This is a genomic window from Paracoccaceae bacterium (genome assembly GCA_033344815.1).
Taxonomy (GTDB): domain Bacteria; phylum Pseudomonadota; class Alphaproteobacteria; order Rhodobacterales; family Rhodobacteraceae; genus Roseobacter.
Map to the genome: position 1 here is coordinate 640,573 of JAWPMR010000001.1, position 26,674 is coordinate 667,246.

General features: G+C 55.1%; 25 protein-coding genes. 16 read left to right on the plus strand and 9 right to left on the minus strand.

Annotated features, from left to right (window positions below):
* The first annotated feature begins 215 nt into the window (after positions 1-215).
* The 9 genes from R8G34_03045 (at position 216) to R8G34_03085 (ending at position 7,879) form a co-directional block, all read left to right on the plus strand.
* The gene (locus tag R8G34_03045) at positions 216-1,052 is read left to right on the plus strand and encodes a transporter substrate-binding domain-containing protein (protein MDW3221854.1); all 837 of its coding nucleotides are present in this window, start codon (positions 216-218) and stop codon (positions 1,050-1,052) included.
* Positions 1,053-1,115: 63 nt separating this feature from the next.
* Positions 1,116-1,859 carry an amino acid ABC transporter ATP-binding protein gene (locus R8G34_03050; protein MDW3221855.1) on the plus strand — a complete coding sequence of 248 codons (744 nt, stop codon included), beginning with the start codon at positions 1,116-1,118 and terminating at the stop codon, positions 1,857-1,859.
* 7 nt (positions 1,860-1,866) lie between these two features.
* The gene (locus R8G34_03055; GenBank protein ID MDW3221856.1) at positions 1,867-2,550 is read left to right on the plus strand and encodes an amino acid ABC transporter permease; all 684 of its coding nucleotides are present in this window, start codon (positions 1,867-1,869) and stop codon (positions 2,548-2,550) included.
* A complete protein-coding gene (locus tag R8G34_03060) occupies positions 2,550-3,215 on the plus strand; it encodes an amino acid ABC transporter permease (GenBank protein MDW3221857.1) in 666 nt (221 codons plus the stop codon). The genes R8G34_03055 and R8G34_03060 overlap by 1 nt, the downstream gene beginning before the upstream one ends.
* 15 nt (positions 3,216-3,230) lie before the next feature.
* Positions 3,231-4,160: an N-carbamoyl-D-amino-acid hydrolase gene (locus tag R8G34_03065; GenBank protein MDW3221858.1), complete on the plus strand. Its 930-nt coding sequence runs from the start codon at positions 3,231-3,233 to the stop codon at positions 4,158-4,160.
* Between the two features lies 1 nt (position 4,161).
* Complete coding sequence (locus R8G34_03070) at positions 4,162-4,791, plus strand: flavin reductase family protein (protein MDW3221859.1); 630 nt, start codon at positions 4,162-4,164, stop codon at positions 4,789-4,791.
* Complete coding sequence (locus tag R8G34_03075) at positions 4,788-5,735, plus strand: dihydrodipicolinate synthase family protein (protein MDW3221860.1); 948 nt, start codon at positions 4,788-4,790, stop codon at positions 5,733-5,735. Before R8G34_03070 ends, R8G34_03075 begins: the two co-directional genes overlap by 4 nt.
* Before the next feature lie 24 nt (positions 5,736-5,759).
* Positions 5,760-7,220 (plus strand): dihydropyrimidinase, encoded by a 1,461-nt coding sequence (gene hydA, locus R8G34_03080; GenBank protein ID MDW3221861.1) that lies wholly within the window; start codon positions 5,760-5,762, stop codon positions 7,218-7,220.
* 11 nt (positions 7,221-7,231) lie between these two features.
* Positions 7,232-7,879 carry an aspartate/glutamate racemase family protein gene (locus R8G34_03085; GenBank protein MDW3221862.1) on the plus strand — a complete coding sequence of 216 codons (648 nt, stop codon included), beginning with the start codon at positions 7,232-7,234 and terminating at the stop codon, positions 7,877-7,879.
* A gap of 327 nt (positions 7,880-8,206) precedes the next feature.
* On the opposite strand, the gene R8G34_03090 is transcribed toward R8G34_03085, so the two are convergent.
* Positions 8,207-8,341 carry a hypothetical protein gene (locus R8G34_03090; GenBank protein ID MDW3221863.1) on the minus strand — a complete coding sequence of 45 codons (135 nt, stop codon included), beginning with the start codon at positions 8,339-8,341 and terminating at the stop codon, positions 8,207-8,209.
* Between the two features lie 1,668 nt (positions 8,342-10,009).
* Here R8G34_03090 and R8G34_03095 point away from each other — a divergent pair.
* Genes R8G34_03095 through R8G34_03115 form a run of 5 tightly spaced genes read left to right on the plus strand, consistent with a single transcriptional unit; the run spans position 10,010 to position 13,627 of the window.
* Positions 10,010-10,648 (plus strand): DUF2796 domain-containing protein, encoded by a 639-nt coding sequence (locus R8G34_03095; GenBank protein MDW3221864.1) that lies wholly within the window; start codon positions 10,010-10,012, stop codon positions 10,646-10,648.
* Between the two features lie 13 nt (positions 10,649-10,661).
* The gene (locus R8G34_03100; GenBank protein MDW3221865.1) at positions 10,662-11,363 is read left to right on the plus strand and encodes an ABC transporter ATP-binding protein; all 702 of its coding nucleotides are present in this window, start codon (positions 10,662-10,664) and stop codon (positions 11,361-11,363) included.
* Positions 11,360-12,610, plus strand: coding sequence for an ABC transporter permease (locus R8G34_03105; GenBank protein MDW3221866.1), 1,251 nt, complete (start codon positions 11,360-11,362; stop codon positions 12,608-12,610). The genes R8G34_03100 and R8G34_03105 overlap by 4 nt, the downstream gene beginning before the upstream one ends.
* Before the next feature lie 16 nt (positions 12,611-12,626).
* Positions 12,627-13,142 (plus strand): DUF3299 domain-containing protein, encoded by a 516-nt coding sequence (locus R8G34_03110; protein ID MDW3221867.1) that lies wholly within the window; start codon positions 12,627-12,629, stop codon positions 13,140-13,142.
* Positions 13,139-13,627 carry a DUF3299 domain-containing protein gene (locus tag R8G34_03115; protein MDW3221868.1) on the plus strand — a complete coding sequence of 163 codons (489 nt, stop codon included), beginning with the start codon at positions 13,139-13,141 and terminating at the stop codon, positions 13,625-13,627. Before R8G34_03110 ends, R8G34_03115 begins: the two co-directional genes overlap by 4 nt.
* An 887-nt stretch (positions 13,628-14,514) precedes the next feature.
* Here R8G34_03115 and R8G34_03120 read toward each other — a convergent pair.
* From R8G34_03120 to pufB, 4 genes are all read right to left on the minus strand, one after another.
* The gene (locus R8G34_03120; GenBank protein MDW3221869.1) at positions 14,515-15,567 is read right to left on the minus strand and encodes a PucR family transcriptional regulator; all 1,053 of its coding nucleotides are present in this window, start codon (positions 15,565-15,567) and stop codon (positions 14,515-14,517) included.
* Positions 15,564-17,024 (minus strand): PucC family protein, encoded by a 1,461-nt coding sequence (locus tag R8G34_03125; GenBank protein ID MDW3221870.1) that lies wholly within the window; start codon positions 17,022-17,024, stop codon positions 15,564-15,566. The genes R8G34_03120 and R8G34_03125 overlap by 4 nt, the downstream gene beginning before the upstream one ends.
* Before the next feature lie 98 nt (positions 17,025-17,122).
* Positions 17,123-17,476 (minus strand): light-harvesting protein, encoded by a 354-nt coding sequence (locus R8G34_03130; GenBank protein ID MDW3221871.1) that lies wholly within the window; start codon positions 17,474-17,476, stop codon positions 17,123-17,125.
* Positions 17,477-17,488: 12 nt separating this feature from the next.
* Positions 17,489-17,644: a light-harvesting antenna LH1, beta subunit gene (gene pufB, locus R8G34_03135; GenBank protein MDW3221872.1), complete on the minus strand. Its 156-nt coding sequence runs from the start codon at positions 17,642-17,644 to the stop codon at positions 17,489-17,491.
* A gap of 770 nt (positions 17,645-18,414) precedes the next feature.
* Between pufB and R8G34_03140 the strand changes: the two genes are divergently transcribed.
* Both R8G34_03140 and R8G34_03145 read left to right on the plus strand, forming a co-directional pair.
* Positions 18,415-18,852: a universal stress protein gene (locus tag R8G34_03140; protein MDW3221873.1), complete on the plus strand. Its 438-nt coding sequence runs from the start codon at positions 18,415-18,417 to the stop codon at positions 18,850-18,852.
* Positions 18,853-18,866: 14 nt separating this feature from the next.
* A complete protein-coding gene (locus R8G34_03145; protein MDW3221874.1) occupies positions 18,867-20,417 on the plus strand; it encodes an alanine/glycine:cation symporter family protein in 1,551 nt (516 codons plus the stop codon).
* A 133-nt stretch (positions 20,418-20,550) separates the two neighbouring features.
* Here the strand turns inward: R8G34_03145 and R8G34_03150 are convergent, their stop codons facing one another.
* The 4 genes from R8G34_03150 to R8G34_03165 all read right to left on the minus strand — a co-directional run bounded on the left by R8G34_03150 (position 20,551) and on the right by R8G34_03165 (position 26,586).
* Entirely contained in the window at positions 20,551-23,484 is a 2,934-nt protein-coding gene (locus R8G34_03150) for an ABC transporter transmembrane domain-containing protein (protein MDW3221875.1), read from the minus strand.
* A gap of 600 nt (positions 23,485-24,084) precedes the next feature.
* Positions 24,085-24,657 carry a hypothetical protein gene (locus tag R8G34_03155; GenBank protein MDW3221876.1) on the minus strand — a complete coding sequence of 191 codons (573 nt, stop codon included), beginning with the start codon at positions 24,655-24,657 and terminating at the stop codon, positions 24,085-24,087.
* A gap of 91 nt (positions 24,658-24,748) precedes the next feature.
* Complete coding sequence (locus tag R8G34_03160) at positions 24,749-25,471, minus strand: RlmE family RNA methyltransferase (protein ID MDW3221877.1); 723 nt, start codon at positions 25,469-25,471, stop codon at positions 24,749-24,751.
* Complete coding sequence (locus R8G34_03165; GenBank protein MDW3221878.1) at positions 25,471-26,586, minus strand: Ppx/GppA phosphatase family protein; 1,116 nt, start codon at positions 26,584-26,586, stop codon at positions 25,471-25,473. Before R8G34_03165 ends, R8G34_03160 begins: the two co-directional genes overlap by 1 nt.
* Positions 26,587-26,674 lie beyond the last annotated feature (88 nt).

Sequence of the window (26,674 nt, forward strand, 5' to 3'; positions counted from 1 at the left end):
GATTGCAAACCATTCAGGCCAGACCCCGGTTCCATACCCTGTTGACGCCCAAAAATGCGGCAAATTCCCCGGTCTGGGTTTCCAAAGCCCCCTGAACATTCTGGACGCTTGAAATAAATCCTCGTCACATGCCTGATCTCTTGGTATCCAAAATGGCATGCCATCCTCGTGCGCCTGTCTCAAAAAGCAGAAATTAAAAAAACCGGGAGTTAAACATGAAAATCACAAAAATATTCGCTTGCGCTCTGGCCGTCCTGGCTGTGTCCGGGCCTGCCATGTCTCAAGACGTATACAAAGTCGCGCTCGACGGCACGTTTGCGCCGCATGCCATGCCAAAACTGGATGGCGGGGTCGAAGGCTTCAACGTTGATCTGGCTGCCGCACTTGCTGAACAAATGGGGACCAAGTTCGAATTGACAGCCGCGCAATGGTCCGGCCTCTTGCCCGGCATGCAGGCGGGCACCTATGATTTTCTGGTCGCCCCCACAACAGTCACCGAAGAACGCAGCGAAAACATGCTGTTCTCCGAAGGATATCTGAACACGGACTATCAATTCGTTGTCAAGGCAGGGACGGATCCGGTGGAGTCGTTGGAAGGTTTCAAAGACAAGACCATCGCCGTGAACAAAGGCTCTGCATACGACAAATGGGCGCGTGGTCTGGAATCTGAGATCGGCTGGACGGTTGAGTCCTACGGCACCAATACCGACGCAGTTCAGGCCGTTCTGTCGGGTCGCGCCTTTGCAAATGTTGCGGGCAATACGGTGTCCGCATGGGCCGTCAAACAAACCCCGCAACTGGAACTGTCCTATCTTCATTCAACCGGCCGTGTCTTTGCAATTCCTTTCCCCAAAGCCAGCGCGGAATTGCGGGTAAAGGTTGAAGGCGCGCTAGAGTGCCTCAAGAGCAGTGGCAAAATTGCCGAGCTGTCCGAGAAATGGTTTGGTGTCACACCAGCTGCGGATTCCGCCGCGATGACGGTCTATCCGGGATTTGGGATCCCTGGCATGACCGGGTATGATGAAACCGCAAACACCCAATCGTGTTCCTGATCGCAACGTGCCCTGCTCCAGGCGGCGCAGGGCATCGCGACGATGGCGCGGCGAGACACTAGAATGCCACCCCCAGACGCGCTTCTCTCAATCGCGGGCCTGCACCTGAACTATGGCGCGTCTGAAATCCTGCGCGGCATCGATCTGGACGTGGGCTGTGGCGAGACGACCTTTGTGATCGGGCCATCAGGATCAGGCAAAAGCAGCCTGCTGCGCTGTTGCAACCGACTGACGGAACCAACGGCAGGGCAGATATTTATTGAAGGGCAGGATATTACTTCCAAAGGCACAAATCTCAATGAGGTGCGCCGCCGCATCGGCATGGTGTTTCAGTCCTTCAATCTTTACCCCCATCTGTCGGCTTTGGGGAATGTCAGGCTGGCGCTGCAAAAGGTGCTTAAGAAATCCCGCAAGGAAGCCACTGAAATTGCTCTGGCGCAACTTGATCGCGTTGGTCTTGCTGATCGCGCACGCCACTATCCTGCGCAACTGTCTGGCGGACAACAACAACGCGTCGCCATTGCGCGTTCCCTCGCCCTAGAGCCGCGTATCATGCTCTTTGATGAACCGACCAGCGCGCTTGACCCGGAACTTGTGGGCGAAGTGCTCAAGGTTCTGGCAACTCTCAAAGACGAAGGGATGACCATGGTCGTTGTCAGCCATGAGATGCGGTTCGCGCGCAGCGCGGCTGACCGGGTGGTGTTCATGGCAGATGGTGCAATTGTCGAGTCCGGCCCGCCATCGCAGATCTTTGACGCTCCTTCACACCCGCGCACACAGCAATTCCTGCTGCAAACTGCCGAGTGAGGGTCGCATGACACGCTCCGAGAGGTTCCTTGATACTTTTTTCAATGCCAACGTCATGCAGCAATATCTGCCTGACATCGTCAAAGGTTTCTTTGTGACCTGTCAGGTCGCTGTTCTGGTGGTTCTCACCGGGCTGTGCCTCGGCCTGATACTGGCGATCATCCGCAGCTATCGCATCCGCGTATTGAACATTGTTATCGTTCTCTGGGTGGACTTGCTGCGCGCGCTGCCACCTCTGGTGCTCATCCTTCTGCTGTATTTCGGCCTGCCCAATGTTGGCGTCACCCTGTCGGGATACATGGTGCTTTGGCTGGTGCTGTCGCTTGTCCTGGCCGCCTTTGCGGAGGAGATTTTCTGGGCTGGCATCCTGTCGGTTGACGATGGCCAATGGCATGCCGCACGGTCGACGGGCATGGGTTTTCTGACCACGCTCATCTATGTCATCCTACCTCAAGCCGTGCGCCTGACGATTGCACCGTTGACCAACCGAACTATCGCAATTACCAAGAACACGGCCCTTGGTATGGTAATCGGTGTCGGCGAGCTGTTGAACCAGGCCACGACGGCGCAGTCCTTTGCAGGCAATGCCACGCCTCTGATGATGGCAACCGTCGCCTATCTGATCCTGTTCGTTCCGGTCGTTTATCTGGGCCGCTGGATCGAGACCCAATTCGCCTGGAAACGCGCCTGATGGAGGCGTTGATACATCAATTCTTCAACCTGGAAATCATGATCAAGACATGGCCTCTGATGGTCAAAGGGCTTGGGCTGACGGTCCTGCTCTGCCTTGCAGTTATCCCCATGGGTCTGATCGGCGGGCTTTGCGTTGCATTGGCCTCAACGTCCTCAATGCGCCGTATCCGCTGGCCCTTGGCGGTCCTCGTGGATATCTTTCGCGCGGTGCCCCCTCTTGCGCTGCTCATCTTTATTTCGGCAGGATTGCCATTTGCTGGCATCCGGCTCAGCCCCTTTGCAGCAGTCTGCGTCTCGTTCTTCCTGAACAATTCGGCCTACTACGGTGAAATTTTCAGAGCAGGTCTGGACTCAATTGGCTCGGGACAACGCGAAGCCGCTCGTTCCACCGGATTGAGCGCTTTTCAAACACAGGTTTTCGTTGTTCTGCCGCAGGCTATCCGCAACGTATTGCCCGATTTGGTGGGCAATTCCATCGAAGTTGTTAAACTGACCTCGCTCGCCTCGGTCGTGGCATTTGCTGAATTGCTTTACAGCGCCGAAATGGCCCGCTCCGTGACCTATAACGCCTCGCCGATCGTTATGGCGGCTGCGATGTATCTGGTGCTGCTGTGGCCCGCCGTGCGTCTGGCCAGCCGGTTGGAGCACAAACTGAATGCCTAAAGAGGAGACATGCACATGCGTGAAGTCGTGACCGCCGCCCTGCAAATGGGACCAATCCAGAGGGAGGAAAGCCGCGCGGAAGTTGTAGCGCGCATGATTTCGCTTTTGGAGCAAGCCCATGCCGCTGGTGCGACGCTGGCCATCTTTCCCGAACTTACGCTTACCACGTTCTTCCCTCGCTGGTACATGGAGGATCCTGCCGAGGTCGATACGTGGTTCGAACGCGAGATGCCGGGGCCAGCGACACAGCCGCTTTTTGACCGGGCGCGCGACTATGGGATGGGCCTGTCTCTGGGGTATGCGGAACTGACGCCGGAAGGGCGGCATTTCAACACCTCGATCCTGACTGGCACAGATGGCACGGTTATCGGCAAATACCGCAAGGTCCATTTGCCGGGCCATTCAGAATTAGACACGGAACGCGCCTTTCAGCACCTTGAAAAACGCTACTTTGAACCAGGTGATCTGGGCTTTCCTGTCTGGCACGCCCATGGCGGGTTGATGGGGATGTGCATTTGCAATGACCGGCGCTGGCCCGAGACCTATCGCGTGATGGGCCTGCAGGGGGTGGAAATGGTGATGCTGGGCTATAACACGCCGTCAGTGAATTCGCAGATGTCTGCAGAAGGCCCCTCGGATCGGTTGTTCCATCACCGCCTATCCGTCCAATCAGGGGCCTATCAAAATGCCACCTGGGTTGTCGCTGTGGCAAAGGCCGGTGATGAGGACGGCCATCAGCTCATCGGAGGCACCGTGATCGTTGATCCCAACGGTAAAATCGTTGCTGAATGCGACAGCGAGCAGGATGAGATGATTGTGCATGCCTGTGATCTGGATCTATGCACCTTTGGTAAATCAACGATCTTTGACTTTGCTCGACACCGGCGAATTGAACATTATGGTTTGATCACTGAACGCACTGGCGCGGAACCACCCAAAGCTTGATATGTTTGTTGATTTCACCAAAACTGCGCCACAAGAGCGATACAAGCTGCTGACGGCGACAGTCATTCCCCGCCCCATCGCGCTGGTTTCAACGCAAGGTACTGACGGCACCCTGAATGCCGCACCTTTCAGCTTTTTCAATGTCTTTTCGGAAGATCCGGCTCTCGCCGTTCTCGGTTTTGAGGACCGGCGCGACAACGATCGTCTCAAAGACACGACCCGCAACATCAAAGAAACCAACGCGTTGGTCATCAACCTTGTCGATCATGCGCTTGGCCCTGCCATGGCTGCCTGCGCCACCGCGCTTGATCCGGGGGAAAGTGAGTTTGGTTTTGCCGGACTGACACCCGCCCCGTCGCACCACATCAATGTTCCCGGCATTGCTGAAGCGCCGGTCCGACTTGAATGTCGTCTATTCGAGTTGCGCCAGATCACCGAGCGACGCCACCTTTGTATCGCTGAGATCCTTGCCTTGCACGCGCGGGAGGGCATCATTGACCCGCAGAGTTTTTACGTAGATCTTGCCGCCTATCGCCCTTTGGGAAGACTGTTCGGCAACAGCTATTTTGATGTGACCCAAAGTTTTGACATCCCGGTGCCACCGCGCCCTGAAAAAGAGCCATCCATATGACCCTCTGCGAGGCCACCTCCGGCGTCTACGTCATTTCAGCAACGCCGTTTCTTGCAAGCGGAGAAATCGACTATGCCAGCGCTGACCGTCTCGTCGAATTCTACCTCTCCAAAGGCGTCAGTGGCCTGACGATCCTCGGCATGATGGGCGAAGCCACCAAACTTTCTTTTGAGGAAGCCAGCACATTCGCCGCCCATATGCTGACCCGCGTGAACGGCCGTGTGCCGGTTCTCGTCGGGGTGTCAGCAGCCGGGACGGGAATGCTTGCTGCGCTCAGCCGCGACGCGATGGACAAAGGCGCGGCAGGTGTGATGATTGCTCCGCCGCGGGGTATTGCGACAGATGATGCTCATTACGGTTACTACGAACAATGCTTTACTGCCCTTGGACCGCACATCCCGGTCTGCCATCAGGATTTCCCGCTTTCGACCGGCGTACATCTGTCCGCCGCGCTTTTCACCCGCATGGTGGCGGATTTCGACCAGCTTGTGATGCTCAAGCACGAAGACTGGCCGGGCCTGAACAAACTCTCTGCCGTGCGCCAAATGGCGAAGGATCAGGGCACGCGGCGGGTATCCATCCTATGCGGGAATGGTGGTGTCTTCCTCCCCGAAGAAATGCAGCGCGGCGCTGATGGTGCGATGACCGGCTTTGCCTATCCCGAGATGCTGGTCACGGTCGTGAACCTGTGTAACACGGGCCAGGTTGACCGTGCGTCGGATATTTTTGACGCTTTCCTTCCGATCATCCGGCTTGAACAACAACCGGGTGCCGGCCTTGCCATCCGCAAGGAAATCCTACGCCGGCGCGATGCCATGACATGCAATGCACCGCGGTTGCCCGGGCCCAAGCTCAGCGCTTTGGATATGGATGATATTACACGGCTTACCACTCGTCTGGAAAGGCGGTTGGAAGAGCTCAACGTCACGGAATTCACGCTATGACCAATATCGAAAGGGGGCGCTGACGTGTCAGATTACGACCTTGTCATCAAGGGCGGGCTTGTCGCCAACGCCTGTTCCAGCTTCACCGCTGATGTAGGGATCATCGACGGCAAGATCGCCGCACTTGGTCTCGGCCTTCAGGGCCGCGAGACCATCGACGCGCGCGGCAAATATGTATTGCCCGGCGGAATTGAAACGCACTGCCATATTGCACAGGAATCCGCCACCGGGGCAATGACAGCGGATGACTATTTGAGCGGCAGCATCTCTGCGGCTTTTGGCGGGAATACGACCATCGTGCCCTTTGCCGCGCAGCACCGGGGCCAGACCATTGCCGATGTGCTGAAAACCTATGACAACCGGGCCGCACCGAACTCGGTGATCGACTATTCCTACCACCTCATCGTCTCGGACCCGACGGACACCGTTTTGCATGAAGAGCTGCCCGCTGCCTTTGCCCGCGGCATCACCTCATTCAAGGTTTTCATGACCTACGACAAAATGATCGTTTCGGATGAACAGATGCTGGATATCCTCGTCATGGCGCGTGACAACGGCGGGCTGACCATGGTGCATGCAGAAAACAACGCGCTCATAAAATGGATGGTCCAGCGGTTGATTGAGCGTGGCTACGATGCGCCAAAATATCACGCTGTAAGCCATCCCGCCGCTTCCGAGGTGGAGGCGGTGCGTCGAGGCATCGCATTGGCGTCCTTTGTCGAGGCCCCATTGCTTTTTGTTCATATCTCAACAGACGCTGGCGCGCGTGCCGTGGCAGAGGCCCGAATGGATGGGCGCATGATTTTTGGCGAGACCTGCCCGCAATACATGTTCCTGACTGCGCAGGATCTTGATCGACCTGGTGCCGAGGGCGCAAAATTCTGCTGTTCGCCGCCGCTGAGGGATCTGCAAACGCAAACGGATATGTGGCGACATCTCAACGCCGGCACTCTGCAACTCTACTCTTCCGACCATGCGCCATATCGCTTCGACAAAACCGGCAAGCTTTCGGCAGGGGACAATCCGGCCTTCAATAGCATCGCAAATGGTATGCCGGGCATCGAGTTGCGCGCGCCGCTTCTGTTTTCAGAAGGCGTACAGAAAGGGCGTATGTCGCTGAGCACTTTTGTTGCGCTGACGGCAAGCAATGCTGCCAAACTTTTCGGAATGGACGATCGCAAAGGGACCATCGCCATCGGTTATGACGCTGATATCGCGATCTGGGATCCCGGCAAGGTAACCCAAGTGACCGCCACTGGCATGCATGACAATATGGACTACACCCCCTTTGAGGGTTGGCAATTGCAGGGTTGGCCTGTCAGCGTGATCAACCGGGGGCGCATGATCGTCGATGGCGGGGAGCTGAAAGCCAAACCGGGCGATGGTCAGTTTCTGGCGCGCAAACCATTTGATTCCACGGGCTTCTTGCCGCCCCGTGCGCCCGAGATGCACGCGGACACCAATTTCGGCGCACATCTTTTCTAAGGGCTCTCACGATGAAACGTATCCTGGTCATCAACCCAAACTCGAACCAAGCTGTCACGGATGGTCTGGCCGCCGCGCTCGCCCCCCTCGCGATTCCGGGCAGGGTCACGATTGAATGCGCAACACTGACAGAGGGCCCCTTTGGCATCGAAACACAGCTTCACGCGGATTCAGTATTGCTGCCCCTCCGGGAGATGATCCTGCGCCGCGACGATGCCGATGCCTATGTCATCGCCTGTTATTCTGACCCCGGCTTGGCACTGTGCCGCGATGCAACACCAAAACCGGTCTATGGCATTCAGGAAAGCGGACTGTTTGCCGCCCTGCAGCGCGGCGACCGGGTTGGTGTCATTGCATTGGGGCCCAAATCTATCGCGCGCCACCTGCCCTACATCCGCGCGCTGGGACTGGAGGGGCGACTTGCGGGCGAACGCGCCTTGCACCTGACGGTTGCAGAAAGCGAAGACGACGCGGCCTTTCCGCGTGTTCTTGAGGTCGCGCGTGACCTGATCGAGATTGATATGGCCGACACCCTGTTGCTGGGCTGTGCAGGGATGGCCGGTCACAAGTTGAAGCTGTCGCAATCCACGGGCATCGCGGTCACCGAACCAACGCAAGCCGCGGTGGTCCAGGCATTGGGGTCCGTTCTGCTAAGCTAGCAGTGGGAAGGATTCTTGCTTGCACCCATGACGAGAAGCTCGAGTCTTTTGAAGCAACAGGCGATTTCTTTCCCTACGCGGACTGCATAGCGTGTCTTTTTGAAATTGATGCGTCGTCACTGTCGTTCGGATCGACCGTTTTCCTCGGCCTACCTTCCTCCACAGGGACAAAAACATGTAGACAAGGACCCCGATGCGCCTGCCTTGGCAGAAAAGCGCGGCAACGACTGAAGAACCTTCGTCCAAAGGCACCAAAATCGGATCACATGGACATCGGAGTTGGCCGCCATATCATCCGAAATCAAACCCTGTCGCCCCTAGGTCAAGCTAATCCATGACCTTGGAAATCGGTGTCCACCCCGGTCCAGATGCAGCCAGTTCCACTGGCTGGCCAACCGCAACGGGTGCGGCCTCATATTGCCATATCTCGACCTCCGCCATGATTTGGCTGATCTCTCCCATGTCCCTAATCGCCTCGGAGGGCGTGTGTTACGCAAAAAATTGCCTTCATTGAGGAACACCGCGATCAAAGCGGAGTCGCGTTGATGTGCGGCGCCCACTTTCATGATCATCTGGCTGTGGACCATGATCCTGAACGAGCCTCGGATCACGTCAAGCAGGAGGCCTGGCTGCGCGATGCGTTAAAGCGGGTTTGGGAATAAAAACTGTCTGTCTGAGGGGCGCGCAAACTGTGGTATGCGATGAAACGGGCAGGCTTTGGTATGGCCCGCTGTACCGTTGAAAGGGTGATGCGCGACATGGGTATTAACGACGTTCAGCGCGGCAGACAGGCCAAAACCACGCACGGTCAACCTTCTGGATTCGGCCTCGTACACGGCGAACTCGCCTTTTCGCGTATCAGGATCTGGCCCGCTCTGGGTGCCCGATTTTACAGGCCTGTCGCCATGGCGCGGATTTGGCTATGTGGCTTTCGATATCGACAGTTTTGCCTACCGGATCGTTACCTGAAAGGCGGCGACGTCCCACACCCGGTTCGTCCCCGATGCTTAGGATCAGGGCAATTACGCCCGCCGCCCTGCTGAACAGCGCCTGCCCCCCTCTGATCGCGGCTGCCTGTATGTATCGATCAACTGCTTCGAAAGGCTGCGCACTGCTGTGGAGAAGCCTTGTGACGTCAGCCCTGGTGCTTCATCGAACACCGCGCTTGCCAAAACGACATTCGGTCTGTTCTGAACCAGGTCATCATTCGCGGGAGAGAATGGAAATCCAAAACCGAAATCGCCTGGTAAACGCGCAAATGGGGTTATGGGGTCAGCATATACCAAGCTAAAATGTCTCCAGCAAAACCGCAGGGGGGGCGGAGTTCAACACTTGAGCGAACGCTTGGAGTTACCCCAATACCTTTTCTCTGTTGTGGCTCGATAACCTTGCTCAGCGGAAGTTCCATCTCAGCTGCGAAGAATTTGGGGATTGAAAATCGCACCCAAAAGGATGTTTACAGCCGCTCGAGTTTTTTGCTTACGCCCGATATCCCGCAGCAAAACCCTGCGACCTTGGCAAAACCCCCTTGCCTGAAGGTCTTGCTTCGCTTTTTTCCGCCAAGCTCGGCGAGGTTTGGCAAAACTGTTTGCGACGCGCTCGAAAGATCCTTCCTCCCATCAAGAAAAATGATTGCGTTGCGCCGCTTATTGCAAGTTAGCGATTTGCCTTTTGTTATATTATAAAGTAACCTAAATGAAAGTAAGTGGAGCGTACGTGACATGGACACACAGGTTGAAAAACGACAATCCAAAGTCTTGGGTGTTCAATCCAAACACCAGGAAAATATGATGTTTGCGGGCAAATGAGAGCGCATCAACCGAGCGTTTCGCCCCGCACCATCCTACGCGCGGCTTTATTGCCCGCGGCTCAGGCGCGCGCGCGTAAACCCAGGTCAATCATGTCTTGGGTAATGTACAGTTACGCGCATCGCATCGCTGATCCATCTCTTTAAATCAACCAAACCTACCCAGCTCATGCCGAGCACGACGGCGCGCCATTTCGTCAGGCACAAACTTCTGTCTACTCCAAGTCAACCTTACATATCGCACATCACTTCGTCGAAATACATGGGTCCTGCAAATACTGCGCCATATGAAATCAAACCGAAATATCCAAAGGATTACAGAAATGAAATCACTCTCACTTCTTGCCCTGCTCTCTCTCAGCGCTTCACCGGTTCTGGGCGGCGAAACGCGCCAACTTGATGCTCATGAACACGGTGTGGGTCAGTTGGATATCGCCATTGAAGGTACGCGGATTGAAATGGCGTTGCACGCGCCCGGCGCTGACATCGTCGGTTTTGAATACGCAGCGCGCTCGGCAGAGGACAGAGCGGCCGTCGACGCCGCTGTTGCCATCCTGGCCCGGCCGCTGGATCTGTTTGTTCTTCCCGGGTCCGCCGGGTGTAGCGTGGTGGCCGCTTCGGCCGAGTTGGAAAGTGAGGCCGCTGAGCATGAAGAACACGCCGGTCACGAGGGTGAACACGGGCATGACGATCATGATGAACATGCGCACGACGATGAACACGGGCATGATGATGAACATGCGCATGAGGACCATGAGGAGGCTGCCGGGCACACCGAGTTTCATGCCGAGTATCAATTGAATTGTGCCGATCCTGCTGCCATCTCCAACATAGGTTTCGTGTATTTCGAAACATTTCCAAATGCTTTGGAGCTGGAAGTTCAAATCATAACAGAGCGGGGCGCGCAGGCGTTCGAAGTCATGAAAGATGCACCGACGCTGGATCTTCGCGGTATGTTCTGATATCCGTCCCGGCGTGCAAACCCCAACACCGATCGTAAGTCTTGACGACGTCCGTTACCGCTGGCGGGGACAGGATTCCTTTGGCCTGTCCATACCGAAAATGAGCATAAAGACCGGAGAAACGGTCTTGTTGCTCGGAGAAAGTGGTTCGGGAAAATCTACGCTTCTGTCTTTGATCTGTGGAACAATCACCGCGCAGTCAGGCACTGTATCAGTGGCCGGAACAGACATTTCCGAGTTACCTGCCGGCAAGCGCGACGGGTTTCGTGCAGAACAGATTGGCCTGATTTTTCAGCAGTTCAATTTACTGCCTTTCGCTGCTGTTTTAGATAATATCCTGCTGCCTTTGCGCTTCGCTCCGGGCCGGCGCAAGCGCGTGATGTCGCCAGATGAGGAAGCGGAACGGTTGTGCCGAGATATGGGGTTACCAGAGGAAATCATGACCATGCGTGCTGGTGAATTGAGCGTGGGACAGCAACAAAGGGTCGCGGCGGCCCGCGCCTTGATTGGCACTCCGCCGCTGATTATTGCCGACGAGCCCACCTCTTCGCTTGATGCGGCAACGCAAAGCACCTTCCTGAATTTGTTGTTCACTCAGTCGCGCGGCAATGACACGACGTTATTGATGGTCAGCCACGATGCAAGGTTGGCGGATCAGTTTGACCGCGTCCTGCAGATGAAAGACATCGCTCAGGCCGGGCACACGAGCGCATGATATTGCGGCTGGCACTTGGCTCGCTGATCGCGCGCGCTCTGACAGTTGCGATGACCATTCTGGCGATTGCCTTGTCTGTCGCGTTATTCTTGGGTGTGGAAAAAGTACGCACAGGCGCCAAAGCAAGCTTTGCGGATACAATTTCCGGCACCGATCTTATCGTTGGCGCGCGGTCCGGATCGGTACAACTTCTGCTGTATTCAGTTTTTCGAATTGGCAATGCCACCAACAACCTCAGTTGGGAAAGCTATTTAGACGTTGCGAACCGGCCAGAAGTGGATTGGATCGTCCCAATTTCACTGGGTGACAGCCACCGTCAGTTTCGCGTGATGGGCACCACAGTCGAATATTTCGAGCGTTATAAGTACCGTTCAGGCAGATCACTGGCATTGCGAGAGGGGGCTGTATTTTCAGACCTGTTTGACACTGTGATCGGCGCTGATGTTGCTGCGACGCTCGGATATGATATCGGGGATCCGATCGTGGTCTCACATGGCATTGCCTCCTTCAGCCATCATGACGACCAGCCCTTCCGCGTATCGGGTATTCTGGAAAAAACCGGCACGCCCGTGGATCGCACCGTCATCGTCGGCCTGCGCGCCATCGAGGCCATCCATGTCGATTGGCGCAGTGGTGCCAAAATTCCGGGCCAATCCACGCCCGCTGAGGCAATCCGTCAAATGGATTTGCAACCACAAGCCATAACAGCAGCCCTTATTGGCGCCAAAAGCCGCCTGCAGGTGTTTGGGTTGCAAAGGTCGATCAACGAATATCCGCTGGAACCGCTTCTCGCGATTCTGCCCGGCCTCGCGCTGCAGGAGTTATGGCAAATTGTTGGCATCGCCGAAACGGCCCTCATTGCCGTCTCAGGAATGGTGGTGGTGACCGCTCTGATTGGCATGATGGCTACGATTTTTTCCAGTTTGAACGAACGGCGCCGGGAAATGGCAATTTTTCGGGCCATGGGCGCGCGACCGCGGGTCATCGTCGGGATGCTGGTTTTGGAGGCCGCCGTCATGGCGACTGTTGGCGCGCTTTTGGGTTTCGCGCTGCTTTATGTCGCCCTTTTCGTGTCTCAGCCGATGGTGGACCGTGCCTTTGGCCTTTGGTTGCCCATCGATGCGCCAAGCATGCGCGAATTATGGGTGCTCCTCGGTGTAACCACAGCTGGCGCAATTGTGAGTTTGCTACCGGCGCTGAGGGCCTATCGAATGTCGCTCGCGGATGGTATGCTCGTGCGAAACTGAAAAGAGGGTCCCACAGATGAAAATCTCACGCCGCAGTCTTTTGACGACAGCAGCCGTCGGCGCCCTACTCCCCCGCATTGCGCGCGCTTCTGGCCCGCGGCAAATTGGATGGGATGAATTGATCCCGCCAAACGTCCCCTATTCGGAGATCATTGGCGAAGGCGAAGTCGACGAACAAAACGACTATTGGCGCCCATTGTTTGATGAAAATGCGACCAAACTGAACGATGCGCTCAACGGAGCATATATCAAAATGCCCGGGTATATCATCCCATGGGATGTGACGTCGGCAGGGATCACAAGCTTCATTCTGGTGCCCTATGTCGGGGCGTGCATTCATGTCCCGCCACCGCCGGCGAACCAACTTGTCTTTGTGACGACACAGACCCCATGGCCGAGCGACACTTTGTGGGAAGCCGTCTGGGTCACGGGCAAAATGCAACACGAATTTCTGTCCACAGAACTGGCCGACATTGGCTATACGATGCAGGCGGATGCGATGGAAGTTTTTGAATGGGATGAAAACGGATGAATCGCAGAACGCTGATGAGGGGTTTCGGGATGCTCGGCTTGATGCCCGGCACCGCTTTCGCTGATGCCTATCTTGACCTGAATTGGGCTGACCTAGTTCCCGAAGGGGAGAGCTTTATCCCCCCCTCCCTGCGCGGCGTCATTGATCACAGCTCCTCCAGCCTCATCAGCGAGCAACCCGAATCAAGCGGCCTGCGCACGGATTGGAACGGTCAAATTGTGCGTTTGCCGGGCTACATCGTGCCCATTGACTACTCTGGCACCGGTGTTACAGCCTTTATCCTGGTTCCATTTGTTGGCGCCTGTGTGCATGTTCCGCCACCGCCAGCCAATCAGCTGGTGTTTGTAACCACAGAAAAACCTTACGAAAGTTCGGGCCTGTTTGAGGCTGTCAACGTCATTGGCATGTTTGGGACTGCCTCGATGACCACGCAATTGGCAGAGATCGGATATGCGCTGTCTGCAGATGAGATCGAACCGTTTTGAAAGCTGAGTTTAAGACTGTGATCAACCGGGCGCTCACAAGGTTTTCATCCCGTCGTTAAATTGAAAGTCGTTTGCAGACCTTGCCGAACTCACAGTGCACGGACCAAATGAGATCATTTCACCACACGCTCTTTTAATATGATCTCGTCATTCCCAGCTTGTCTTCACCCGCAATATGGGTCGTTAGTTGCGTCCAATCTCATGCTCTGCTGAGGGAAAATTCGCAGCAACGTGTTGAATTTGCTGCCTGAACCCCCGCGGAGCAGATTGACCGCGTTTTGTTCGGTGGCAAATAGGTTCGAAGCGCAGTCTCAGCCGCTTGCAGAGAGTTCTTTTCGGGCATGGAGACTGAACCTTGACGAGTTGTGCCGCAGGCGAAGCTTAAAGCTGGCATCGTTGGGTCCGGACCATCCGGCGGTCCGTAAACAGTATGCGGCAAAGGCCCCCCCAACACATCGGGACTGGCGCCACCTCCCGATATGCACACCTGAACGGGCCCTTAAACACCAAGTCTTGTCCGGGCGAAAATCTAATTTACAAAGCCGCTGTGCGAGACCAGTCACGAAAGAAACTGATACGACCAGAGCGCTTGACGCCCGATACAAAAGTCAAAAATCTCGGAAAACCTTCAACGTCGATGCAGCTGGTTCATCTCGAAGTCGTAAGGACACAAGGAACCTTCAATCCCAATGTCGGACACTTTTTCCCGGACATGTGTGGAGCCTTGTTACCGACACGCGTGAAAGCGGCACGCGTGCGGCTGTCGATCTCAATGAGAACTAACGCGCGATACTGCCAGCAAAAACACGAGCCGCGTTTTCTGCGGCTCGTAACTGACATTTGACAGGTTGGCCGGCAACGCTTTTTCCGGCCGCAAGACCTTGGGCCTAACGCTTGACCAGCGTCGGCAGGCCAAAGAAGCGCGAAAAAGAAAACCCTTCGGCTCCATCTGCCTCTGCTCTTTCGGCGTGTTTGATCACAAGCGGCAGTATGAAATCAGCCATGCGTCCATGGCGCGGAATGGCCGACTCGTTAAATGGCTTGCGTTTGCTGATCAAAGAGATCGGGAAATTGGCCATCCGTGCATGTCTGGGGAAAGCGAACTTGTCGGTAGGCTTGCGTTTGCTCAACAGCGAGATCGGAAAATTGGCCATCCGCGGTCCCTTGGGCATCAATGAGTTGGTGCCCGTTTTGCCATTGATAAGATGCGGAAACGGCCAGTTTGCCATCCTTTGATGACGCGGGATCAGCGACCCGGTGTAGGGTTTTCTCTTGCTCAGCAATGGGATCGGAAAATCAGCCATCCGTGCATGACGCGGAAAGGCGAATTTGTCGGAAGGCTTGCGGTCGCTCAGCAGCGGGATGGGAAAATTGGCCATCCGCGCATGTGGTGCAATGGCAGAACCCGTGTAGGGTTTGCGGCGACTAATCAGAGGAATTGGCCAATTTGCCATATGCGCATGCCGCGGCTCGAGCAGTGACTCGGCAAAAGGCTTGCGTCGGCTGATCAGCGGGATTGGCCAATCGGCCATGTGAACGTTCGTTGCGTAAGGATCTCTGCGTCTGGACAATATTAACGGGTGGTCCTGCAATATGCTGACGCTTGGCGCCACCGGATCCTCGACATAGACCTCTTCGACCATCTCACCCAGATCTGATGCACCCATCTGTGTCATCACATCACGAGCGGTTTGCGCAACGCTCAGCGGTTTGAAGCCCGCCCGCACCAGCAGAACTGCGCCCCCCTTGGACAAGCGTTTTTGATAGGCTTTCGCGGTATCAACATCCACATCTGCGGCTGTCAGATCACCCGTGACGCCGTCTGCGTTTTCATAGAGCGCCACAATTCTCTGGGAGAACCGTCTCCGATACACCAGCTCGTTTCGTACCGCTCGGGCCTTTTCCGTGCTATCGAAATACCGTGTGATTACCTTCGTCATGACACCTCCACCGGGTTTGTGTTTGCGTTTGAATGCTCAGGACCAGGTACGCACGTCTCCGGCTGATTTCTTCGCTTTTTCATGTTTCTGACAAAAGGCATCGCCACCGCAATTGCCGATATCAAAAACACAATCTCTATTGTGAATACTACATTGTAGGGCGTTTCAGATGTGTTTCCAGACGCCCCCTGAAAACCGATGATGACATCGCGCAAAATGCCTGCCAGCGCGATTCCAATTCCGGCCGATGTCGCCTGTACCGCGCCCCATGCGCCCAAGGCCAGCCCAATGCGTTCTTTGGGCGCAGCGCGGATTGTCGCTGTCAGCGTTGCGTGGCCAAACAACCCCGCCCCTATCCCGGTCGCCAAAACCCCCATCAGGAACGCGGGGATGCCGGCCCCTTGAGAGGACAGTATGATCGCAGCAAAACCCGGCACGCCGATCGCCGCACCATAGATCCCGAACCAGGCAGGTGACCCGTTCTGAGCCAGCCCACGAGACGCAATACCAAAGCCCAACAGCGTTCCAGCCGCAAAAAGCGCCGTCAGCTTGGTTGTATTCGCAACGGAAAGACCAAGCGCCTGACCTCCGTAGGGCTCCAGCAAAACGTCCGCCATACCGAAACCAAAAGTGCCCAAGCCAATGACAATCAACAAGCGCAACATGCCTTTTGATTGCATCAGGAGTTTCCATGCATCGGAAAAATACATCGGCTCGGCCTGCTTCATCATGCGCGCGCGCTCTCTGTCACGCGGTTCCTGCTGCCACATGGCGTACATGTTCAAACCGACCGTCACAACCGCGGCCCCTTGGATCACCTGCGCCAAACGTCCCGCAGAAAAGGTTTCCAGCAGTGCACCAAAAATCAAAGCGCTGACCACCATACCAACCAACAGCATGACATACATCAAACCGACAACTTTTGGCTGGTCTTGCTCTTTGACAAGATCAGTTGCCAGAGCAAGACCAACGGTTTGCACCATATGCACGCCAGCCCCGACAAGGAGAAAAGACAGGGCGGCGGAGATGTAACCGAGCCAAAGAGGCGCGTCGGCGGCGTAGCCATAGCGCGATAGCACCAACAGCGCAAAAGGCATGATGGCAAAACCACCAAATTGGAAAAGCGTGCCCTTCCAGATATAGGGCACACGGCGCAGCCCCAGTGCAGAAACATGCACGTCGGATTTGAATCCGATCAACGTTCTGAATGGGGCAAAAATCAAGGGGAGCGCCAACATAAGCGCAACAAGAGAGGCAGGGACCGACAATTCAACGATCATCACACGGTTCAACGTGCCCACCAGCAAAACCAGTGCCATACCAACAGTGACCTGAAACAGGGACAGCCTGAGCAGGCGTCGCAGCGGCACTTCGGCTGTCGCCACATCCGCAAACGGCAGATACTTGGGGCCAAGGGCCGCCAATTTCCGCGTGGCAAAGGCGCTGTAGTCAAACATTTCTTTGATCAATTTCCGTTCATACCGCGAAACGCAGTACAAACGTCCTCAATTGAGAAACGATTGGGCCCGGCAACTGATGCTACGGGCCCGATCTTTTATTGAGTAATGACCGAGTGTGATCCGGAACCAGCTGCCGTGGCGTGAACCTCTGGCGGCTGAAGAATCGCTTTGACGGGCGTGCCATCTGACATGATGATTGTCACCTCACGCGCGTCCTGTCCCGATGGCATGACATATGTGGCTTTCGCCGCGTTCATGTCCGTGTCACTCAGGATCGCCGCAGATTGCTCCCCCGATCCCAGTTCGTTGCCTGACAGGAAGTCAGAAACCCAGGTGGTGTTGCTGAGAACCGCCACGTGAACCGCGAAGGATCCGATTGCCACAGCGCTCAGGAAGATCGGAACGCCTACGGTCGGCTTCACAACGAGCCACATCTTTGCATTATTCATGACGTGCCTCCTTTATCCGAGCCAAGGGGTCGCAAACGCGACCAGAATGTGAGCCAGTAGCGCTATTGCGCCAAAAACGCGCGTGCCATCAATAAGATAGCTATGCACCTCTTCTGCCTCGTCGAGCGTCAGGCCTGTTGGCCAAACTTTGTCGTCACTTTCCGCCATATTCCGTCCTCCGTTAATTGACGTAATCAGACGTACTCGGGAATTCATTTGCCTTTGCCCGAGAGGTCTAACCTTAAAGAACGCACACTGTACCTGACAATGTGTCACGGATTAATTACAATCACAACTGTAAATTTAACCTTACACTGCAGAAACGCGTTCACAGTTTCGAAATCCGACGATCAGAAAACGCCTTCCCGATCCATTGGGCAAGAAGTGATGAGCAAACAGGCCCTAGGTCCAATTCAGCTTCTGTGATTTGGCATGAAGGTCTCAGGCTGGAGATTCCCAAAATCGACAGATCGAACCTAAACTATTGAATTCATGTTATCCTTTAGGAGGAATTGTTCGACACTCCAGAACTCTTTGTTCGAAACTGTCGAATGCGTAATTCCAGAAGTGTAACGCCGCTCAACAAACGAAGCACATGTCCCGCGTTCGCCGTTTTGTCCGCCAAAACGCACGCCCCGCATAGCATCTCCGCTCACGCAAGTGGCGCAAAACGAGCGATTCTTGCGCTTGCGGCTGAAACTTTCAGCCCTTTTGCGGCACATGAAACTAGTCACTTTTCCTGCATATTTATGAAAAAAAGGGGATTCCTCCGTTCAAAAGCAAATTGAAGGCGGAAAAACCAACCACTTTAAGTAAAATGTCCGGAACGCGACCCGTGACATCTTTGAACCGGATTCCAAAATTTGGTTTGCCGAAAAACACGTATGCGTTGAAACTGATCCGTACAACGGAACAAAAAACTAAAAAAGGGACAGAAAATGACCACTAAACTGGTGATTGGCTTGGATGGGCAAGGGTCAGGTGACCGCGCCGTATCCTATGCCAGAGATCTGGCGGAGAGGATTGGAGACTGTGAGCTTTTGGTCGCTTATGTGATCGAATGGTCGCCGTATTCTTTTCAGACGGCAGAGGAAAACGCGCAAAGACACAAACGGCGTGAAGAAGAAATCTCGATGGCAAAGGAGCGGATTGTTGATCCTGCGGTGACCGGCCTCACCGAGGCGGGAATGAAAGCGTCGGGCATCGTGCGCCACGGCGATGTCGCCCAGACACTCAACAGCATCTGCGAAAAAGAAGGTGGGCATCAGATTATCGTGTGCCGGTCATCAGAGGGTGGTTTTGCCACACGTATTTTCGGCAGCTCGACAGCCAACCTTGTCATGAGCGCAACCGTGCCAGTCACGGTCATTGGATGAAAGGGACAAAAACCATGAAATTGTTTAACAGAGCTTTGCTCGCCGCCATGGCGACCGGAGCCGCATTGCCTGCTTTTGCGCAGGAAGCGATGTCGCTGGATGAAAAGGTAAACCAAACCTTTGCCCAGTTCACCGGCCCTTTTGTCAGCCTGATTTTCGCCCCCCTGCCCGGCACCAGTTTTCCCTGGATCGTGTTGTGGTTGGTTGTGGCGGCTTCTGTCTTCACCATCTACTTTTCGTTTGTGCAAGTGCGTTACTTTTCGCATTCGATCTCGCTTGTGAAGGGCGACTATTCTGACCCGGATGATGCCGGTGAAGTTAGTCACTTTCAGGCGCTTGCAACGGCGTTGTCCGGGACCGTTGGTCTGGGTAACATTGCCGGGGTCGCCGTCGCTGTCGGCATTGGCGGTCCAGGCGCCACTTTCTGGATGATCCTCGCGGGTCTTCTTGGAATGGCTTCCAAGTTCACAGAATGTACGCTGGGCGTGAAATATCGCAACGAATACCCGGATGGGACCGTTTCCGGTGGCCCGATGTATTACATCTCCAAGGGCTTTAAGGAACGCGGACTGCCGGGCGGTGGTGCATTGGCGATCCTGTTCTCTGTGTTCTGTATTCTGGGTGCGCTCGGGGGCGGTAACATGTTCCAGGCCAATCAGGCACATGCGCAGATCTCCGGTATTGTCGGTGACTATCCCGGTTGGATCACAGGCATCATTTTTGCCGGCGTCGTTTTTGCGGTGATCGTGGGTGGTATCAAATCCATTGCGAACGTCACAGAAAAGGTTGTTCCCTTCATGGGCATCCTCTATGTCGGCGCCGCGCTGGTCATCTTGCTGGTCAACTATGACCAGATTGGCTGGGCTTTTGGTCAGATCTTCGCAGGCGCTTTCACGGGTCTCGGAGTTGCGGGCGGATTTGTCGGCGCGTTGATCCAAGGCTTCAAACGGGCGGCGTTCTCGAACGAAGCCGGTGTTGGTTCCGCGGCCATTGCGCACTCTGCGGTGAAAACCAAAGAGCCGATCACAGAAGGTTTTGTGTCTCTGCTTGAGCCGCTCATCGATACAGTTGTGATTTGTACAATGACGGCTTTGGTCATCACCATCTCCGGTCAGTTGATCATCGACGAGGCAACAGGTCTTTATGCGCTGAACGAAGCGGGTTCCGCGATTGCCACGGTTGGCGACACCAGCGGTGTGGCTCTGACCTCTGCGGCATTTGCCTCTGGCATCAGTTGGTTCCCGTATGTACTGGCGATCGCGGTTGTGCTCTTTGCCTTCTCCACGATGATTTCGTGGTCATACTACGGGCTCAAAGCGTGGACCTATCTCTTTGGCGAAGGGAAAGCTTCTGAGCTGACATTCAAGGTCATTTTCTGCATCTTTATCGTGATCGGTGCGGCGGCAAGCCTTGGTCCTGTCATTGACTTCTCGGATGCGGCGATCTTTGCCATGGCTGTTGTGAATATCACGGCACTTTACTTCCTGATGTCGATTGTGCGGGAAGAACTGGCGTCCTATTCCGCACGCCTCAAATCTGGCGAAATCAAGAAGTTCGCTCACTAAATCACAATCCCAAGGCGGCACTACGTCGCCTTGGGACCCTCATACCAACCGTGACTTCTGCTCAGTTTGGTGTTCATATTTTCGATGCGCTGAATGGCCTCTGCAGATCAAACTTTTGCAGCGTCGCAGAAGCTTACTTGGCGTAGCCGGCAACCACCTGCAAAAGCTTGAAAGAAGTTGCGGCATCATGCTCGACGACTGCCAGAAACTCTTCCGCACCCAGTCGAAGCGCTTCCAGATCAGTCTGGGCGCGCATGCTCAAAGCACGCGGGACATTTCTGATAAGACCCAACTCTCCAACCAGGCTCCCTGGTCCAACTGTGGAGACATGGGTCTCCTCCGCCTCTGATTTAGGTTTGTACAACTCAGCTGATCCCGCAAGGATCACATATGCCCCATCGCTGGGCGCATCGTTCTGGTTGAAGATCACATCCCCTGCTGACGCCTCAAACCATTTCGCGCCAAAGGCCAGCAATCGCAATTGTTTACGACTCAGCCCGGAGAAAAGGGGTGTTCCCTCCAACGCTCGCCGTTTTCGCAATAGATCAGCCTGCGCTGCGCCGTCCTGCACGCCATTTTCTGCTGTCTGCGCCGTGATCATCCGACCTTGACGGATTTCAAGAAAGACGTCGAAGTCCTCGGAATCCTCAAATTGATCGGCAAGATGAATAATTGTGGTATCAGGCAACAGGTCGCGCAGCTTACGATAAACGTCACGCTTGGCCTCGGGATCAAGGCCACTGAACATCTGATCAAGGATCAAAATATCGGGGCGCTTGATCGCAGCCCGGCTTAATGCGAGCGGTTCGGTCAAAATGGCTGGCAAGCTTTGGCCGGATAACGACAAAGGCAGATCATACATCAAATCAAAAACGGCTGGTTTGAAACCTTCTTCTTCGAGAATGTCTGATACGATCTTGCGCAGATCATCCGCACGCGCGCCGGCACCTTCCGAGATCTTGCCATACAATGCGTTCTCGAGGACCGATAGTCCGGGAATTATCCGGTCAGCGCCCAATGGGACGTAGAGAGCACTTAATTGATCCTGAATCTTTGCAGTATTTGAACGGCGCGCCTCCAAGATGCGTTGCTGCATGTCCTCACTGAACGCCGGGCCAATTTGCTCGGCTGAAATCAAGGCCGGGATGGTCAGGAGCATGTTTCTGTCTGCATCGCCAAGTACGGTTTTGGAGGCGGAGTCGCGGGCGCGCAATACCTGGACAGAACGTTCATATAAATCTGGATCCAATCCCAGTTTTCGAAACAATGGATGCCCGGTACCATCCGCGCCAAAGGTCTGCGATAACAGATCAATGACGTCTTGGGAAACCTGCAACAGGCTTTCTTCCAAACCACATGTGCGAAAATAGTCAAACAGATCAGTATGTGCCGCAAGTTCCCTTTGCGTCATGCTCTGTCGCATCATGGCAAAAAAAAGGTTGCTGGTAACAGGAAGGGCCGGATTGTAGCGTTCAGGATCAAATCTGAAGACATGACGGTCCAGGCCCGCCGCAACAACAGCTGACCAGATTTTGGGGCGTAGTGCGATCAACCCGGCATGCAGCCTTGAACCCGTGTCGGCATCCATTTTCTGGTCCAAGGCACGTCGGTAAAGGTCCCCGCCCTGCCCGATGCTATCCAACAGCGAAACGCCCCAATCTCGTAACGCCTGATCATCCTTCAGGCCGGCAAGAGCCGGATCCAGCCATTTGGCATCGGGGGAATCGACGCTGTTGCCCGCGGCATGTGCTTCCTGACTTCTTCGCAATTCGTCCTTGGAATTTTCGCCGGTGGGGCGCTGTTTCAAGGGCATCATGACATTGTCGCCAAAGCTGCCCCTGAACAGCCCGGGGCGCTGGTTTGCCAGACCGATGCGGGCAGCGATGACCGATTGATGCAGGGATGCTAGGTTTCGATCACCAAGCGTCACCTTGCCTGACACCGGCAAGACCTCCCGGGTCAGAACTTCTGTCAAAGCGCGCCGATCCTCTTCACTTGGGGCAAGGACAGCCACCAAGTTACCTGGCTCGAACCGCGCCGTTATGCCATCCAGAACCGGGTTTCCATCTGCATCTTCCAATTTGATTTCATCCAGAATGATGGACTCGTTCAATCGCGGGATCACATCGGGTACATCGGTCATCAAATCCGCATCAATGATGCCCGACGGGGCGAATTTTTCGGTAACTGTTTCCCAACGCAGTGCCATATCCTGCGCTTGATTGTAAAAGGTCAGCAACTCTTTCCAAGGTGAGGTCAAGTCTTTGTAGGCAGCCAATGCCGCAACCAATGCGCCAAGCGAAACAGCCCCCTGTATGACCAGATATCCGCCAACAGAGAAAAAGAAGAATGGTGTAAGCTGAGCGATGAAGTTGTTGATGAACTTCATGAAAAATTTCTTTTGGTAGATTTGCAGGCGGATGTTGAAGACACGCCCCAGACGATCGCTCATCACTGCAAGCCGATGGCGCCAACCACCATGAATGCGCAAATCCGCGGCACCAGCAGCGCTCTCACCGATCAATGCCGCAAGCTGGCGCACCTCCTTGATACGCTCTTTGTTTATCAAATTGATTTGACGCTGCAGCATCGGGATTAACCAGGCCTGCAGGGGGATCAAAGCAACCGCTGCGAGCCCAAACCAGACGCTCTGCAAGAACAAGAACAACAGAATGGTGATCATCTGGCCCGCCTGCAAAACCGGCTGGGTCAGCGCGTCCCCCATCATGCCACCCATGGGTTCGGTTTCTGCGGTTATCATCGTGACCATCTCGCCTTGAGAGGTACGTCGGAAATAGGATTGCGGAAATCGAAGCATCCGCGAAATCAAACCGTACCTCAGGCGCCGCAACATCCGCTCCGACAAAACGCCTTTCATGGTGTTGATTCGCATTTTTAGCAGTCCGTGCATCAGCACACAAAGCAGAAACACGGCGCACAAAAGCATCAGAAATCCGACTTGGGTGAATTCCAGTCCCAACACATCAATGCGTGCGGATTGGGAGCCAATCGCGTCATTGATAATGCGTTTGGGCAGTTCCAGCGTCAGATACAGGAAAGGAAACAAAGTGCTGGTGAAGAGCAACAAGATCAGCTGGTCGCGCTTTGAGTACTTCCAAATAAATTGAAAGAGAGTCTTTTCGATGGTCCGCACCCCCATGCATTTCCCGGGCCATAAGCATCTACGCACCTGGACCTGACACAGCATAGCGCAACAATTAAATTAAGCGAAATCCGAATGTTACTTCTACCATGGCGCGAATTTCCGACATTCTCTTGGCCGCATCATCCAAACGGTACGGGGAGGCTAATTGCCATGTTTGCGCGTGCCAGGTTTGAACAAACCCAAGCCAAACCGGGTCTAAATCGACTGTTTGATTTGTCGACATTAAGTCGAGATCTCGCCCGATCTTTGCCGCAGTCGTCTGTCACAACAAAGCATGCAATTCAGGTGAGGATTATAAAATGTCGGATAGTCGGCGAACGGAAAATGAAGGTCGCGCGCAGTTGTTTGAATTGCTGCGGCAAAGACATCAAGCTGATATGACAACTGAACGTATGCGCAATATCCAAACCCATGACGTCACTTCAGATGCCTTGGCGGTTTTGCAACGTGCCGCTCTGACGTCGTTGCAGGCGGATCATCAGACCCACCTGCAATAGTGTTTTAAAAGAAAGCTTCCGCGTTCAAGCCGATGGTCATCGCGCCGACAACTTCGCCTGTTGCGGGGTCTGTCAAAGCGATGGAAACCTGGCCCTGGTAAGCCTGCGTGCTTTCGTCAAGTTCGATTTCATCCACGAAAATGGACCCTGCACCAGCACCGTAAGTCTTGGCGTGCTTGTCTTCATCGCCCTGCCAGTAATCCGAGGTAATGTCGCTGGCAGCAACATTCAGCCCAACGGCGTCCATGACGAAGATTTCGGTGATACGGCCACCGGATGCAGCAACCTGCTCGCTGAGGAATGCCGACAGCGGCTGGCCCATGACAGCGCTGATCAAAGGCTGGTTCGCCGCACCGACTTCAGCACGCCACTGAGTGTCCCACTCTTCAATTTGAGCGGCACTGACGCCAGAAGTTTTTGCGTTTTTAGCATTGATCGCGTCGATCACCTGCGCATCCTGCGCCCATGACATGATGTCGGATTCGACGAAGGCTTTCATAGCCGGGGGAGCATCGACGGCGTGAACAATACTTGCCGCGACCAGCAGGGGCGCGGACATAAGAAGCGTGCGGAACATATCCAGAGTCCTTTTGTTGAAATTGGTGCGCCCGAACGGCGTTACCACTGGCGGCAAAGTAGGCACGATAGTTTTAATGACAGGTAAAAGGTTACACAGGCCCACGGAAACCTGTCGCCACCACAAACTTCTCTGAACTGTCAGATCGAGAGGCAGGCGGCTTGATGTTCGCGACCTTTGTGAAGCGCTGTTTCAACAGCTTTTGCAATTCCCCTTCCGCACCGCCTGCAAGGACCTTGGCAACAAATGTGCCGCCTTCTTCCAGCACATCAAACGCAAAATATGCGGCGGCTTCACAGAGGGCGATGATCCGCAGGTGATCGGTTTGTTTGTGACCTGAACTGCTAGCAGCCATGTCAGACATGACCACGTCCGCCTTGCCATCCAGCAAACCCTTCACTTTGAGATCTGCGTCATCCTCCATGAAGTCGAGCACGTGTAACGCGCAGCCCGCAATGGGTTCCATTTCCTGCAAGTCTATCCCCAGGATTGTCCCGACTGCCTTCCCCGAGCGCTCATTCAAAGCATTGACGCGTTTGACGGCGACCTGACACCATCCCCCCGGAGCCGCCCCAAGATCCACGACACGCGCGCCCGGCACCAGAAAGCGGTATTTGTCGTCCAGTTCCATGATCTTGAAGGCCGCCCGACCGCGGTATCCTTCAGCTTTCGCACGCTTGACATAGGGATCGTTCAATTGCCGTTGCAACCACCGCGTGGAGCTGAGCTTGCGCCCCCGGGCCGACTTGACCTTCACCTTCAATTCGCGTTGGCCGCGCCCTGATGTGTTTTTGCCCGTGGGGGTCTTTCCCATCAGAACTCTCCGTCTTCCAACACGCCATCCGCGCTCATCTGGGCATATAACAGGCCTTCGCGCAAACCGCGATCCGCTACGGACAATCGATCCGTGGGCCAGCACCGCATCAATGTCTGCAAAATGGCGACCCCTGACATAATCAACGCCTGTCGATCCTGACCGATCCGCGGGTCTGCCCGCCGCCCGGCCGGTCCAAGCGCCAGATAAGACCTGATGACACGGTCGATCTCTTCGCTGGTCATATGCAACCCGTCCACTTTCGTGCGGTCATAGCGTTTGAGACCTAAATGGCTCGCAGCCACCGTCGTCACGGTGCCCGATGTACCGACAATTTGGAATTTCTCATGCGGCTGTGTGTCGTGATACGGGGCAAATCCCCCAAGGTTTTCCTCAAAGAACCAACTCATCAGTGCGAAACGCGCGGCATCGTCTTCGACATCGTTGAATTGTTCGCGCAGTGTCGCAACGCCCAACGGAACTGAAATCCAATCCACGACCCGCGCCGCCGGGACATCGGGAAGGGCTTGCTGAAACCCGCTGTTCAGCCGCATGATGGCTTTGGGTCTTTCGCGCGCGGGCACATCCTTCAGATCGATCCAAACCAATTCCGTGGAACCGCCGCCAATATCCACAACCAGAAGGTTTTCAGTGGATTTCCCAACCAGTGGCGCGCAGGAAACCACCGCCAGTTGCGCCTCTTCCTGTGGCTTGATGATATCCAGCCGCAGACCGGTTTCACGCTGCACACGCTTTATGAACTCTTCTGCGTTCAAGGCCCGTCGGCAGGCTTCTGTGGCCACAAGACGCATGCGGCGCACTTTGTTACGTCGCAGCTTTTGCTGGCAAATGCGCAATGCTTGTATGGTGCGCGTCATGGATCCGCGCGACAAACGCCCGGTCCTCTCAAGCCCCGCGCCCAATTGCACGGTTTTCGAGAAACTATCGACCACATGAAAACCTGTGCCCTTGGGTTGGGCGATTAACATGCGGCAGCTATTCGTGCCCAGATCAAGTGCAGCATAAAGCTCACCGGATCGGGGTTGAACGGGCGCGGGGCTCAGAGCCTGCTGCTTTTCGAGCGCGCCCGCACCTCTGGGACGCTTTGGCGCCATCTTGTGCGCCTTTCATTACGAGTTGGAATTAAACTAGTCTCTGGCAGGGCTTGGCGCAAGCGGCAGCATCAAATCACATCTTCTATTT

Bases quoted from the DNA above. Each gene is read 5' to 3' on its own strand.
- R8G34_03045 (MDW3221854.1), top strand. From the start codon at position 216: ATGAAAATCACAAAAATATTCGCTTGCGCTCTGGCCGTCCTGGCTGTG.
- R8G34_03050 (MDW3221855.1), top strand. From the start codon at position 1,116: ATGCCACCCCCAGACGCGCTTCTCTCAATCGCGGGCCTGCACCTGAAC.
- R8G34_03055 (MDW3221856.1), top strand. From the start codon at position 1,867: ATGACACGCTCCGAGAGGTTCCTTGATACTTTTTTCAATGCCAACGTC.
- R8G34_03060 (MDW3221857.1), top strand. From the start codon at position 2,550: ATGGAGGCGTTGATACATCAATTCTTCAACCTGGAAATCATGATCAAG.
- R8G34_03065 (MDW3221858.1), top strand. From the start codon at position 3,231: ATGCGTGAAGTCGTGACCGCCGCCCTGCAAATGGGACCAATCCAGAGG.
- R8G34_03070 (MDW3221859.1), top strand. From the start codon at position 4,162: ATGTTTGTTGATTTCACCAAAACTGCGCCACAAGAGCGATACAAGCTG.
- R8G34_03075 (MDW3221860.1), top strand. From the start codon at position 4,788: ATGACCCTCTGCGAGGCCACCTCCGGCGTCTACGTCATTTCAGCAACG.
- R8G34_03085 (MDW3221862.1), top strand. From the start codon at position 7,232: ATGAAACGTATCCTGGTCATCAACCCAAACTCGAACCAAGCTGTCACG.
- R8G34_03090 (MDW3221863.1), bottom strand. From the start codon at position 8,341: ATGGGAGAGATCAGCCAAATCATGGCGGAGGTCGAGATATGGCAATAT.
- R8G34_03095 (MDW3221864.1), top strand. From the start codon at position 10,010: ATGAAATCACTCTCACTTCTTGCCCTGCTCTCTCTCAGCGCTTCACCG.
- R8G34_03105 (MDW3221866.1), top strand. From the start codon at position 11,360: ATGATATTGCGGCTGGCACTTGGCTCGCTGATCGCGCGCGCTCTGACA.
- R8G34_03110 (MDW3221867.1), top strand. From the start codon at position 12,627: ATGAAAATCTCACGCCGCAGTCTTTTGACGACAGCAGCCGTCGGCGCC.
- R8G34_03115 (MDW3221868.1), top strand. From the start codon at position 13,139: ATGAATCGCAGAACGCTGATGAGGGGTTTCGGGATGCTCGGCTTGATG.
- R8G34_03120 (MDW3221869.1), bottom strand. From the start codon at position 15,567: ATGACGAAGGTAATCACACGGTATTTCGATAGCACGGAAAAGGCCCGA.
- R8G34_03125 (MDW3221870.1), bottom strand. From the start codon at position 17,024: ATGTTTGACTACAGCGCCTTTGCCACGCGGAAATTGGCGGCCCTTGGC.
- R8G34_03130 (MDW3221871.1), bottom strand. From the start codon at position 17,476: ATGAATAATGCAAAGATGTGGCTCGTTGTGAAGCCGACCGTAGGCGTT.
- pufB (MDW3221872.1), bottom strand. From the start codon at position 17,644: ATGGCGGAAAGTGACGACAAAGTTTGGCCAACAGGCCTGACGCTCGAC.
- R8G34_03140 (MDW3221873.1), top strand. From the start codon at position 18,415: ATGACCACTAAACTGGTGATTGGCTTGGATGGGCAAGGGTCAGGTGAC.
- R8G34_03145 (MDW3221874.1), top strand. From the start codon at position 18,867: ATGAAATTGTTTAACAGAGCTTTGCTCGCCGCCATGGCGACCGGAGCC.
- R8G34_03155 (MDW3221876.1), bottom strand. From the start codon at position 24,657: ATGTTCCGCACGCTTCTTATGTCCGCGCCCCTGCTGGTCGCGGCAAGT.
- R8G34_03160 (MDW3221877.1), bottom strand. From the start codon at position 25,471: ATGGGAAAGACCCCCACGGGCAAAAACACATCAGGGCGCGGCCAACGC.
- R8G34_03165 (MDW3221878.1), bottom strand. From the start codon at position 26,586: ATGGCGCCAAAGCGTCCCAGAGGTGCGGGCGCGCTCGAAAAGCAGCAG.